This window comes from Burkholderia sp. BC1 (genome assembly GCF_052683555.1).
Genome location: NZ_JBQYLP010000004.1, coordinates 61,522 through 73,135 on the forward strand (window position 1 = coordinate 61,522; position 11,614 = coordinate 73,135).

Below are 11,614 nucleotides of genomic sequence, written 5' to 3' on the forward strand. Positions count from 1 at the left end.
GTGAAGCTCAGACGTTGAACGCCTGCGACATCTTCAATTCGATCCACGTCATCCCGGCGCGCAAGCCTTCGATCATCGCTTCGTGCTCGGTCGGATACGCGTGGCTGTGCTCGAACGTATGGTGAAATCGCCCGGCGCCCGTGCCGTGCTCGACCGATACGCGGCAGCGGAACTCGCCCGATTCGCACGGCCGCGTCTCGACCTCGACCGACCAGTCGCGCTCGTGAATGTTGCCCTGCAGTGTCATGACTCCTCCTGCGGTGTCGGCCGTCGAACCGGCGACGGCCGCGCCGCCTGAAGCTGCGGCATGGGCCGGCCGTGGGTTTCGTCGAGCATTCGTCGTGCCCGGCGGCGCGTTCGTCGGCCGCGCCTGCGCGGGCGGGCCCGCATCCGTTCACGTGAGCATAGTGGCGCGCGCCGCCACGCGCTTGATCTGCATCAAGCGGGCGGCGCCGTCACCGTGCGTCCGGTTCGATCGTCGCGCCGCGTTCGGCGAGCAGTTCGCGCAGCACGCTGCGGTGGCAGCGGTTTTCGTCGTCGCAATAGCAGCCGATCGAGAACGCGGTCGTCGCCGACAGCGCAGCGAGCAGATCGAGCACCTTCGCCGCATCGCCATGCGCCATTTCGGCACGGAAGTGACGCTTGAACGCGCGCCATTCGGCGTCGCTTTCGGCGGCCTGCGCCTGCGCGACGAGTTCGGCGCTCGGCGACAGCGTCGGCAGCCACACGTCGTAATAATCGCGCGAGGCGAATTCGGCTTTCGGCACGCCGCGCGGCGGCCGACGTACCGTGCCGATCCGCAACCCTTCGCCCGCCGCGCGCGGCGATCCCAGCTGTACGATCCGTATACCCATGCGTTCCGTGTCGATCTGCGTACGATTCCGTGATCGTACTGCTGTGCCTGCGACCGCGACAGGGGTGCGGCGCCGGACGGCAGCATAAAAAAACCGGCTGCCTCCCTCGAGGAGACAGCCGGTTTTCGCGACGCGTGCAGCCGCGTTCAGACGCCGCTCTTCAGCACCTTGCCGATCGCATCCGCGACGATGCCGACGTTCGAATCGTTCAGCCCGGCCACGCACATCCGGCCCGAGCGCAGGATGTACACGCCGTGCACTTCGCGCAGCGCTTCGACCTGCGATTCGGTCAGGCCCGTGTACGTGAACATCCCGCGCTGCTTCACGTAGCGCGTGAGCGCTTCGCCGCTGACGTGATCGCGCAGCCCGTCGTGGATCGCCTGACGCATGCGCGCGATGCGGCGGCACATCGCCGCGAGTTCTTCTTCCCACTGCTTGCGCAGCGCGGGCGTATTCAGCACGGCCGACACGACCTTCGCGCCGTACGTTTGCGGGTTGCTGTAGTTCGAGCGCACGGCGCCGGCGAGCTGGCCGAGCACGCGCTCGGCGGCGGCCGCATCTTCGCAGACGACGCTGAGCCCGCCGACGCGTTCGCCATACAGCGAGAAGTTCTTCGAGAACGAATTCGCGACGAGTGCCGGCACGCCGCGCCGCGCGAGTTCGCGCACCGCGAACGCATCGGCGTCGAGCCCCGCGCCGAAGCCCTGGTAGGCCATGTCGACGAACGGCAGCAGTTCGCGCGCCTCGATCACGTCGATCAGCTTCTCCCACTGACCTTCGTCGAGATCGACGCCGGTCGGGTTATGGCAGCACGCATGCAGCAGCACGACGCTGCGCGCCGGCAGCGCGTCGATCGCCGCGAGCATTGCGTCGAACTTGAGGCCGCCCGTCGCTTCGTCGTAGTACGGATACGTGTTGACCGTGAAGCCCGCACGCTCGAAGATGAAGCGGTGGTTTTCCCAGCTCGGATCGCTCAGCCACACCTGCGCGTCGGGGAAATAGCGCTTCAGGAAATCGGCGCCGACCTTCAGCGCGCCCGAGCCGCCGAGCGTCTGCACGGTCGCGATGCGACCGGCCGCACGCGCCGGATGATCGGCGCCGAACACGAGCGCCTGCACCGCGTCGCGATACGCGGCCAGACCGACCATCGGCAGGTACGGCTTCGGGCCGCTCTCGCGCTGCAGCGCCGTTTCGGCTTCGCGTACCGCGCCCATCACGGGAATCCGCCCTTCGGCATCGAAATAGATGCCGATGCTGAGGTTGACCTTGCGGTCGCGCGGATCTTTCTGGAAGTTCTCGTTCAGCGTGAGGATCGGATCGCCCGGATACGCTTCGATGTGTTCGAACATGGCTATGTCGGTCTCGTTTGGAGGAATGATCGGTCGCGGCGCGCGTCAGCGTGCGGATGCGCCGTTACGCAGCGCATAGCCGGCATTCTTCTGACGGAAGCGATACCCGACCGCGAGAACCGCGAGCCACACGGGAATCAGGTACACCGACAGGCGGAGATCCGGCGTCAGGTACATCACGACGAGAATGCCGGCCATGAACGCCAGGCACAGATAATTCGTAAAAGGATAGCCCAGACTGCGGAAGGACGTCTGCTCCCCGGCTGCCCGCTTGGCCTGACGGAACTTCAGATGGATCAGCGTGATCATCGCCCAGTTGATGATCAGCGCCGACACGACGAGCCCCATCAGCACTTCGAACGCCTTGCCCGGCATGAAGTAGTTGACGAGCACGCAGACGCCCGTCGCGAGTGCCGACGCGCCGAGCGCGGCGAGCGGAATGCCGCGCCGGTTCACCGAGCACAGCACCTTCGGCGCATTGCCCTGCTTCGCGAGGCCGAACAGCATCCGGCTGTTGCAGTAGACGCCGCTGTTGTACACCGACAGCGCCGCCGTCAGCACGACGACGTTCAGCACGTTCGCGACCACGTCGCTGCTCAGCGCATGGAAGATCAGCACGAACGGGCTGCCGCCGGACACGACCTTTTGCCACGGATAGAGCGACAGCAGCACGCCGAGCGCGCCGATGTAGAAAATCAGGATCCGGTAGATGACCTGGTTCGTCGCGCGCGGAATGCTGCGCTTCGGATCGTCGGCTTCGGCCGCCGTGATCCCGACCAGTTCGAGCCCGCCGAACGAGAACATGATCGCGGCCATCGACATCACGAGGCCCGACACGCCGTTCGGGAAGAAGCCGCCGTGCTGCCAGAGGTTCGCGACGCTCGCTTCCGGTCCCGCATGCCCGCTCGCGAGCAGCCAGCCGCCGAAGCCGATCATGCCGACGATCGCGGCAACCTTGATGATCGAGAACCAGAATTCCGTCTCGCCGTACGACTTCACGCTCGTCAGGTTGACGAGGTTGATGACGACGAAGAACACGAGCGCGGAGACCCACGTCGGCACGCCGGGCCACCAGTACTGCACGTAGATGCCGACGGCCGACAGCTCGGCCATGCTGACGAGGATGTAGAGCACCCAGTAGTTCCAGCCGGACAGGAAACCGGTGAAGTGGCCGCAGTATTTGTCCGCGAAATAGCTGAACGAGCCGGCGACGGGCTCGTCGACGACCATCTCGCCGAGCTGGCGCATGATGAAAAACGCGACGACGCCGGCCACCGCATAGCCGAGCAGCACGGACGGGCCGGCCATCTTGATCGTCTGCGCAATGCCCAGGAACAGCCCGGTACCCAGTGCGCCACCCAGCGCAATCAGCTGGATGTGCCGGTTCTTCAGCCCACGCTTCAGGCCGTCCTTCTCGTTTCCAGAAACCATGTCTTCTCCACTCTGTCCGCCTCCGCCGGAAGCGGTGCGCCTTCGGGGTGCCGGGCGCTGTTTTGCTGTGCCGGCGGCCGTTCGTGGAGCCGCCGGGTTGGGGACTGCAATCTTCGCGTGGCGGTGCCCGATGCCCGTCGCCGTGTCTGCGCGCGGTTGCCGGGCCGTCGCCCGCCGCCCAGCAGGCGGGCGCACACGCAAATCCGGCGTCAGTTTAGCGTCGCGGTCGGGAAATCGGGTTTCGTAACCCGTTCATGCAAACCCTACATTATGAGATAAGATTGCATCCAGGAGACAGATGAGGAAACAAAAATGCCTGAACCGGTTCTCGATCGCATCGATCGCCACTTGCTCGCGATCCTGCAGGAGAACGGCCGCGCGTCGAATCTCGAACTGGCCAAAGCGGTCGGCCTGTCGCCCGCGCAGACGTTGCGGCGTCACCGGCGGCTCGAGGAGATCGGCGCGATCCGCCGCTACGAGACGCGGCTGTGCCCCGATACGCTCGGCTTCGGCGTCACGGCGTTCGTGCACGTGACGATGGAGCGCGGGCATATCCGCGACCTGTCGAAGTTCCAGAAGCTCGTGTCCGATCTCGCGCAGATCCAGGAGTGCTTCTCGGTGACGGGCGACATCGACTACGTGCTGAAGGTCGTCGCGCACGATCTGAAGGGACTGTCGAGATTCCTGCTCGAGACGCTGATGCGCATTCCCGGTGTGAGCGGCGTGCATTCGAGCGTCTGTCTCGACGAAATCAAGTGCACGAGTGCGATGCCGGTCGAAGAGTGACGGGCGCCCGGTCTTTCCGTCTGAGCGCGGGCCGCTGGCACCGCCGCGCTACTCCGCGCTATCCTGCGCGACTCAACGCACGGCCGCGAACGTACTGATCAACAGCGCACCGGCCGCGATCACGGCGCATCCGGCTGCCCTACGCGACGTCAGCCGCTCGCCGAGATACACGCGTGCGATCAGCGCAGCGAACACGACGCTCGTTTCGCGCAGCGCCGATACGGGCCCCATCGGCGCGCGGTCCATCGCCCAGATCACGATGCCGTACGCGAGCGCCGCGAATACGCCGCCGCACGCCGCCTTCGCCGTTTCCGCCCCATCCTGCAGAACCCGCAGCGGCCCCGCGCGCAGCCGATAGTACGCGGCCATCAGCGCACCCGTCAGCACGAACATCCATGCGGTATAGCCGACCGTGCTGCCGCTTTCGCGCACGCCGATTCCGTCGACCACGCTGTATGCGGCGATCGACACGCCGGTCGCGAATGCCGTCGGCAAGACCTGCGCCATCGCGTGCCTCGCGCCGCGGCCGCGCTCGAGTCCGATCGCCATGATGCCCGCGCAGATCAGCACGAGTCCGGCCTGTGCACCCGCGCTCAAATGTTCGCCGGCGAATGCCGCCGCACCGAGCGTGACGAGCAGCGGCGCCGTGCCGCGCGCGACGGGATACGCGACGCTGAGATCGCCGTGCTCGTATGCGCGCACGAGCAGCAGCGTATAGACGACGTGCAGCACGGCCGACGCAATCACATAAAGCCAGCTCGTCGCCGCGATCGGCGCGGCCGCGGGCAGGAACAGCAGCGCAAACGCGCCGATCGCCATCTGCAGGACGGTGGCCGAGCGCAACCGGTCGCCGCTGCTGCGCACGAGCGCATTCCATGACGCGTGCAGGAAGGCGGCACACAGAACGGCAAACAGGACGGGAATCGGCACGCTGAGGGCTCCGGGTGACACGCGCGGCGAAGTCGCCGCGGCGGGTGTCCATCCTATGAAGCTGTCATGCGGTTGTCAAAAACCGCCTCTCGCTCATCGTGGGTACCGACGCCCTGCCCGCCATCACGCGATTCGCCCTTTCCGTTGTCTTTCGCCGCGCGCGACGAAGTAATGAAATCGATACCGCAGCGCAATGCAGGCGAAACCAGTCCGTCCCCATATCTTCACGTCGGGCTGTTTCAATGCCGGTGCTCCATCGCGCGCGCCGCGTCCAACGACCGTCGACGGCGCCGCGTCCACCGTCGAAAACCTACCCGGAGTTTCCCGATGTTCCGTCAAGCCTTGCTCGTTACCGCCTGCGCCGGCGCAGCGCTGACGCTGTTCGCCTGCGGCGGCAGCGACGATCCGACGTCGACGCCCGTCTCGTCGCAGGACGCCTTGCAGACCGCCACGCCGATCAAGCACCTCGTCGTGATCTACGGCGAAAACGTCTCGTTCGACCACTACTTCGGCACCTATCCGAACGCGACGAACCCGGCCGGCGAGCCGGCCTTTACGGCCAAGGCGGGCACGCCGGCGGTCAACGGCCTGACGGGCACGCTGCTCACCGCGAACCCGAACTTCACGAACACCGCGAACGGCACCGACGCCGCGAACCCGTTCCGTCTCGACCGCACGCAGGCGGCGACCGCCGACCAGAACCACGCGTACACGGCCGAACAGCAGGCCGAGGACAACGGCCTGGCCGACCTGTTCCCGAAATACACGGGCAAGGGCTCGTCCGGCGGCGCCGGCGCGTTCGGCACGAAGGGCCAGGTGATGGGCTACTTCGACGGCAATACGGTGACCGCGCTGTGGAACTACGCGCAGCGCTTCGCGATGAGCGACAACGCATACACGACGGTCTACGGCCCGTCGACACCCGGTGCACTGAACGTCGTGTCGGGCCAGACGAACGGCATGCAGATCGTGAAGACGTCCGCGCAGCCGTCGACGCTCGCGAAGAGCTCGTACTACATCAACGACGGCCAGGGCGGCTACACGATGATCAACGACGTCGATCCCGGCTACGACGTCTGTTCGAGCACGACCGATCAGGCGATGATGTCCGGCAAGAACATCGGCGACCTGCTGAACGCGGCCCACATCACGTGGGGCGGCTTCATGGGCGGCTTCAACCTGTCGACGACGAACAGCAACGGCACGACCGGCTGCAACCGCAGCACCGTCGCGACCGCCGTGAATGCCGCGACGGCCGACTACATCCCGCATCACAACTGGTTCCAGTACTACGCGTCGACCGCGAATCCGCAGCACACGCGTCCGAGTTCGATCGCGGCGATCGGCTCGAGCGTCGAAACCGACGGCAAGACGCCCGAACCGGCGAATCACCAGTACGACACGGACGACTTCTTCGCCGCCGTGAAGGCCGGCAACTTCCCGTCGGTCAGCTTCCTGAAGGCGCCGGCCGCGCAGGACGGCCATGCCGGCTACTCGGATCCGCTCGACGAGCAGGCGTTCGTCACGAAGGTCGTCAACTTCCTGCAGCAGCAGCCCGACTGGCAGAACACCGCGGTGATCGTCACGTATGACGACTCGGACGGCTGGTACGACCATGCGTACACGGCGCCCACGCGCGCGTCGTCGGACGCCGTCGACCAGGTCAGCGGCAACGGCCAGTGCGGCAGCGGCGGCACGACCGGCGTGAACGGCGGCACCGTGAACGGCCGCTGCGGCCCCGGCGTGCGCATTCCGTTCGTCGTGATCTCGCCGTACGCGAAGCAGAACTACGTCGACCACACGATGATCGACCAGGCGTCCGTCGTGCGCTTCATCGAGGACAACTGGCTCGGCGGGCAGCGCATCGGCGGCGGTTCGTTCGACGCATCGGCGGGCGACCTGCGCGGGCTGTTCGACTTCGCGTCGAAGCCGAACACCGCGCCGCTCTATCTCGATCCGGCGCAAGGCACTGCGCTGAGCGCCGCGCCGTCGATCTGACGGGCGTCGTCGCGCAGCAGGCCGGCGCAGCGTGCGCCGGCCGTTTTCGTTTTATCGCGCCGCCTCGTGCGGCCTTCGATTCCCGAGCGACAGCATGACAGTCCGTTCCGCGTTCCCGTCTCCCGATACGCCCGGCGCCGCCGCGCCGCGCGCCCCTTTCCGCTTCGCACGCCGCGCGGCGCTCGCGCTCGGCGCGGCCGTCCTCGGCTACGGCGCCTTCGCGATCGCGTTTCCCGCACATACGCCGGCCGCGATCGGCGACGTCGTCGCGGACTGGACCGGCGCGAATCCGCATCCGATCGTGCTGCAGCGACCGCCCGTGCAGCCGCTGTCCGCGGTCGCGCAGCTCGGCCGCGCGCTGTTCTTCGATGCGTCGCTGTCGGCATCCGGCAAGCAGTCGTGTGCGTCGTGCCACAACCCTGATCACGCCTACGGGCCGCCGAACGCGCTCGACGTGCAGCCGGGCGGCCTCGCGATGACGCAGCACGGTTATCGGCCGCCGCCGTCGCTGATGTATCTGTATCGGCAGCCGAACTTCAGCATCGGCCCCGATGCCGGCGAAAACGACGACGCACCGAGCGTCGCGCAGCAGGCGGCTGCGGCGGCCGGCGTCGTGAAGGCGCAGAAGGTGGCCGGCACCTCGGCCGCACCGCAGCTCGTACCGCAAGGGGGAATGTTCTGGGACGGCCGCGCGGACACGCTGCAGCAGCAGGCATTCGGTCCGCTGCTGAACCCCGTCGAGATGGCGAATGCGAGCGTCGACGAGGTCGCGCACAAGCTGTCGCAGTCGTCGCACCGGACGCAGTTCCTGCAGTTGTTCGGCTCGCGCGTGTTCGACAGTCCGCAACTCGCGGTGTCCGAAGCGATGTTCGCGATCGCGCGCTATCAGGTCGAGGATCCGTCGTTCCATCCGTACAACAGCAAGTACGACCGCTGGCTCGAGGGCCGCGCGCGCCTCACGCAGGCCGAGCTGCGCGGCCTGCGGCTGTTCAACGATCCGCACAAGGCCAACTGCGCGGGCTGTCACCTGTCGAAGCCCGGCGCCGACGGGCTGCCGCCGATGTTTACCGACTACCAGTACGAAGCGCTCGCCGTGCCGCGCAACCGGCAGCTCGCGCAGAACCGCGATCCGGCGTTCTACGATCTCGGCGTGTGCGGACCGTTCCGCGAGGATCTGAAGGACCAGACGCAATATTGCGGGATGTTCCTGACGCCGACGCTGCGCAACGCGGCGACACGCCACGTGTTCTTCCACAACGGCGTCTATCACACGCTCGATCAGGTGATGGCGTTCTACAACGAACGCAGCATCGCACCGCAAAAGTTCTATGCGCGCGGCGCGGACGGCAAGGTCGACCAATACGACGACATTCCGCCGAAGTACCGCGCGAACGTCGACGTGACTGACGCGCCATTCGATCGCAAGCCGGGCGACACGCCCGCGATGACGGCGCAGGACATCAAGGACATCGAGGCGTTCCTCGGCACGCTGACCGACGAGCCGGCGCACTGAGCGAAGCGTCGGCGCGTCGTGCGACGCGCGCGATCAGCGTCGCGCGCGCACGCACAGGAACGCGGGTGCGAGCGACAGCTCCGCGTACAGCCGCTCCGCCACGGCCTGCATCTCGGGCAGCGGCTTCGGCTCGACGAAGCGGTCGAGCCGCCAGCCGGCGTCGGCGACCCCGTTCAGGATGTCGGCAAGCGGCCGCCGCCACGCCTCGACATAGGGTTTCGGCTCGCCGAACCCGGACCAGTACATGCCGAAGCGCGACGTCTCGAAGTACGGGCGATCGCCGCGCGTGCGCTCGTCGATCCAGTCGCGCATCGGATGCGCCATCGAGAACACGAGCGTCGCGCCGCGGCGCGCGACGCGCGCGAATTCGTGCAGCGTCGGCGCGAGATCGCGCACGTAGTCGAGGGCGAGCGAACACAGCACCTTGTCGAATGACGCATCGGGCAGCCAGTCGAGCGGCGCGGCGAGATCGCCCTGCGCGACATCGACGGCGAGCCCCGCGCAGCGCGCACGCGCGAGTGCGACCATCTCGGGTGTCACGTCGAAGGCATGAACCGTCGCGCCGCGCCGTGCGAGCAGCTCGCTGCAGATGCCGGGTCCGCAGCCGGCGTCGAGCACCGTCAGTCCGGCGACGTCGCCGAGCAGCGCGAGCGTCGCCGGCCGTTCGTAAAGCGCGTTGTGCGGCTTGGTCGGCGCGATGTCGGCGTAGCGCTGGGCAAATTCAGCGTACGCGCGGCGGCCGGGAGCATCGATCGGATTGGTCATGGCGTGCTTGTCGGCGGAAACGAAGGGTTCGATTCTGCATGATCGATCGGCGGCTGGCGATCGGGTGGCGTGCGCGTGTCGGGAAAGGCGGCGTCCGCAATTCGATCCGGACGCTGGAATAGGTTTGCTCTGCGTATGCGTCTGCGGCGCAAGCGCTCGTCGATACGGCCGCTCGCGGCACCGCACGCAGGCCGGCCGCCGCTAGCGAAATCCCGCGACGCCTATAGCTGGCACGACGCGTCCACCACACCACGTGCGTCCCACACGACTGCCATCTCCCCACCTCCACGTTTTCCCCAATCCCCTCCGCCTTGACTACCCCTGCCTCATCGCCGACACTTCCCCCATCGCAAGTGTGATCACAGATCGCAGATTAAACCAGGAGAACCGCACCTTGGCCCCTCGCATCGTCCCGCCCGCACTGAAAGCCATCGAACAGGAAACGATGGCCGACAAGGTCTATCGCCAATTGCGCGAAGCGCTGATGAGCGGTCGCTTCGCGCCGGGCCAGGCGCTGAGCCTGCGCAGCGTGGCCGAGGCCGTCGGCTCGTCGACGATGCCGGTACGCGCGGCCCTCACGCGACTGCACGCGGAACGCGCGCTCGTCGACGGCCCGAACCGCGCGCTCGTCGTGCCGCCGATGACGCTCGACATGCTCGACGAACTGCGCGACGTGCGCATCGCGCTCGAAGGCTGCATCGCCGAACGCGCGTGCGCGCGCATGACCGACGCGCAAATCGCCGCCCTGCGCAAGACCTGCGAGGCCATGCAGGCGCACGCTGAAGCCGGCCGGTCGCGCGCGTATCTGCAGAGCAATTTCGCGTTTCACAGCGCCATCTACGCGCACGGCGCGAGCGACAGCACGCTCGCGATCGTCGAAAACCTGTGGATGCGCGTCGGACCGTTCCTGAACATGGTCGCGCTCGACATCCCGCACATGCGGCGCTCGATGGACGCGCACCGCGCGGTCGTCGATGCGCTCGAGCGGCGCGACGGCGCCGGCGTGCGCGCCGGCATCGCGCTCGACATCGGCGGTGCCGCGCACGATCTGGCCGCGACGCTGCGTGCCGAGCAGGCGCCGCGCCGCGTGAACGCCAAGCAGTAACGCCTAACGCCGCGCAACGGCGCGCCGCATCCGACAACATCAACGATGGAGACAACCGCGCATGACCGCTTCCGACCTGCTGAAACCCTATGACGGCCTTCGCGTCCTCGTGACCGGCGGCGCATCCGGCATCGGCCTCGCCATCGCCGATGCGTTCGCCGAATGCGGTGCGCGCGTGCATGTCTGCGACGCGTCGCAGGCCGCGATCGCGGCGCTCGCCGACCGGCCGTCGCGTGCCGCGATCGGCGCAACGCTTGCCGACGTATCGGACCGCGCGGCGGTCGAGCGCGTATTCGCGGACGTCGCGGCAACGCTCGGCGGCCTCGACGTACTGGTCAACAACGCGGGCATCGCGGGCCCGACCGGCGGCATCGACGAGATCGATCCCGCGCAGTGGGAGCAGACGGTCGCGATCAATCTGAACGCGCAATTCGAATTCGCGCGACGCGCCGTGCCGCTGCTGCGCGAGTCGAAGCACGGCGGCGCGATCATCGCGCTGTCGTCGGTCGCGGGCCGGCTCGGCTATGCGTACCGCACGCCTTACGCGGCCACCAAATGGGCGGTCGTCGGTCTCGTGAAGAGCCTCGCGATCGAACTGGGGCCGCTCGGCATTCGCGTGAATGCGATCCAGCCCGGCATCGTGCGCGGCCCGCGCATCCGCCGCGTGATCGAAGCGCGCGCGCAACAGCTCGGCATCGGCTACGACGAGATGGAGCAGCGCTATCTCGAACGGATCTCGCTGCGCCGGATGACCGAGCCGGCCGAAATCGCGGCGACCGCGCTGTTCCTGTGCTCGCCCGGCGGGCACGGCATCACCGGCCAGGCGATCTCCGTCTGCGGCAACGTCGAAGTGCTCTGAGCCCTCCTGCACCGTCCACCGAAA

11 protein-coding genes are annotated in these 11,614 nt (G+C 67.4%); 5 read left to right on the plus strand and 6 right to left on the minus strand.

Going from position 1 to position 11,614, the window contains the following annotated elements:
- Positions 1-7: 7 nt before the first annotated feature.
- The 4 genes from ACSHSS_RS03490 to ACSHSS_RS03505 all read right to left on the minus strand — a co-directional run bounded on the left by ACSHSS_RS03490 (position 8) and on the right by ACSHSS_RS03505 (position 3,634).
- Positions 8-247, minus strand: coding sequence for a hypothetical protein (locus ACSHSS_RS03490; protein WP_006397102.1), 240 nt, complete (start codon positions 245-247; stop codon positions 8-10).
- A gap of 208 nt (positions 248-455) precedes the next feature.
- A complete protein-coding gene (locus ACSHSS_RS03495) occupies positions 456-854 on the minus strand; it encodes a DUF488 domain-containing protein (RefSeq protein ID WP_006415226.1) in 399 nt (132 codons plus the stop codon).
- Between the two features lie 146 nt (positions 855-1,000).
- Positions 1,001-2,203 (minus strand): amino acid aminotransferase, encoded by a 1,203-nt coding sequence (locus tag ACSHSS_RS03500; protein WP_006397105.1) that lies wholly within the window; start codon positions 2,201-2,203, stop codon positions 1,001-1,003.
- Between the two features lie 45 nt (positions 2,204-2,248).
- On the minus strand, positions 2,249-3,634 hold the full coding sequence (locus ACSHSS_RS03505) for an amino acid permease (RefSeq protein ID WP_006397106.1): 1,386 nt from the start codon (positions 3,632-3,634) through the stop codon (positions 2,249-2,251).
- 312 nt (positions 3,635-3,946) lie between these two features.
- Here ACSHSS_RS03505 and ACSHSS_RS03510 point away from each other — a divergent pair, with 312 nt between their 5' ends.
- Positions 3,947-4,420 (plus strand): Lrp/AsnC family transcriptional regulator, encoded by a 474-nt coding sequence (locus ACSHSS_RS03510; RefSeq protein ID WP_006397107.1) that lies wholly within the window; start codon positions 3,947-3,949, stop codon positions 4,418-4,420.
- A 72-nt stretch (positions 4,421-4,492) separates the two neighbouring features.
- On the opposite strand, the gene ACSHSS_RS03515 is transcribed toward ACSHSS_RS03510, so the two are convergent.
- A complete protein-coding gene (locus ACSHSS_RS03515; RefSeq protein WP_445544582.1) occupies positions 4,493-5,350 on the minus strand; it encodes an EamA family transporter in 858 nt (285 codons plus the stop codon).
- Between the two features lie 327 nt (positions 5,351-5,677).
- Here ACSHSS_RS03515 and ACSHSS_RS03520 point away from each other — a divergent pair, with 327 nt between their 5' ends.
- Both ACSHSS_RS03520 and ACSHSS_RS03525 read left to right on the plus strand, forming a co-directional pair.
- Positions 5,678-7,348 carry a phospholipase C gene (locus tag ACSHSS_RS03520; protein WP_445544583.1) on the plus strand — a complete coding sequence of 557 codons (1,671 nt, stop codon included), beginning with the start codon at positions 5,678-5,680 and terminating at the stop codon, positions 7,346-7,348.
- 94 nt (positions 7,349-7,442) lie between these two features.
- Positions 7,443-8,861 (plus strand): cytochrome-c peroxidase, encoded by a 1,419-nt coding sequence (locus tag ACSHSS_RS03525; RefSeq protein WP_445544584.1) that lies wholly within the window; start codon positions 7,443-7,445, stop codon positions 8,859-8,861.
- A 33-nt stretch (positions 8,862-8,894) separates the two neighbouring features.
- Here ACSHSS_RS03525 and ACSHSS_RS03530 read toward each other — a convergent pair whose 3' ends face one another.
- Positions 8,895-9,626 carry a class I SAM-dependent methyltransferase gene (locus ACSHSS_RS03530; RefSeq protein ID WP_445544585.1) on the minus strand — a complete coding sequence of 244 codons (732 nt, stop codon included), beginning with the start codon at positions 9,624-9,626 and terminating at the stop codon, positions 8,895-8,897.
- A 394-nt stretch (positions 9,627-10,020) separates the two neighbouring features.
- Between ACSHSS_RS03530 and ACSHSS_RS03535 the strand changes: the two genes are divergently transcribed.
- Both ACSHSS_RS03535 and ACSHSS_RS03540 read left to right on the plus strand, forming a co-directional pair.
- Entirely contained in the window at positions 10,021-10,731 is a 711-nt protein-coding gene (locus ACSHSS_RS03535) for a GntR family transcriptional regulator (protein ID WP_217263282.1), read from the plus strand.
- Between the two features lie 61 nt (positions 10,732-10,792).
- On the plus strand, positions 10,793-11,590 hold the full coding sequence (locus ACSHSS_RS03540) for an SDR family oxidoreductase (protein ID WP_006397115.1): 798 nt from the start codon (positions 10,793-10,795) through the stop codon (positions 11,588-11,590).
- Positions 11,591-11,614: the final 24 nt, after the last annotated feature.

What these genes read in the sequence shown, in the direction of transcription:
- ACSHSS_RS03490 (WP_006397102.1), bottom strand. Translation starts at nt 247, where the DNA reads ATGACACTGCAGGGCAACATTCACGAGCGCGACTGGTCGGTCGAGGTC.
- ACSHSS_RS03495 (WP_006415226.1), bottom strand. Translation starts at nt 854, where the DNA reads ATGGGTATACGGATCGTACAGCTGGGATCGCCGCGCGCGGCGGGCGAA.
- ACSHSS_RS03500 (WP_006397105.1), bottom strand. Translation starts at nt 2,203, where the DNA reads ATGTTCGAACACATCGAAGCGTATCCGGGCGATCCGATCCTCACGCTG.
- ACSHSS_RS03505 (WP_006397106.1), bottom strand. Translation starts at nt 3,634, where the DNA reads ATGGTTTCTGGAAACGAGAAGGACGGCCTGAAGCGTGGGCTGAAGAAC.
- ACSHSS_RS03510 (WP_006397107.1), top strand. Translation starts at nt 3,947, where the DNA reads ATGCCTGAACCGGTTCTCGATCGCATCGATCGCCACTTGCTCGCGATC.
- ACSHSS_RS03520 (WP_445544583.1), top strand. Translation starts at nt 5,678, where the DNA reads ATGTTCCGTCAAGCCTTGCTCGTTACCGCCTGCGCCGGCGCAGCGCTG.
- ACSHSS_RS03525 (WP_445544584.1), top strand. Translation starts at nt 7,443, where the DNA reads ATGACAGTCCGTTCCGCGTTCCCGTCTCCCGATACGCCCGGCGCCGCC.
- ACSHSS_RS03530 (WP_445544585.1), bottom strand. Translation starts at nt 9,626, where the DNA reads ATGACCAATCCGATCGATGCTCCCGGCCGCCGCGCGTACGCTGAATTT.
- ACSHSS_RS03540 (WP_006397115.1), top strand. Translation starts at nt 10,793, where the DNA reads ATGACCGCTTCCGACCTGCTGAAACCCTATGACGGCCTTCGCGTCCTC.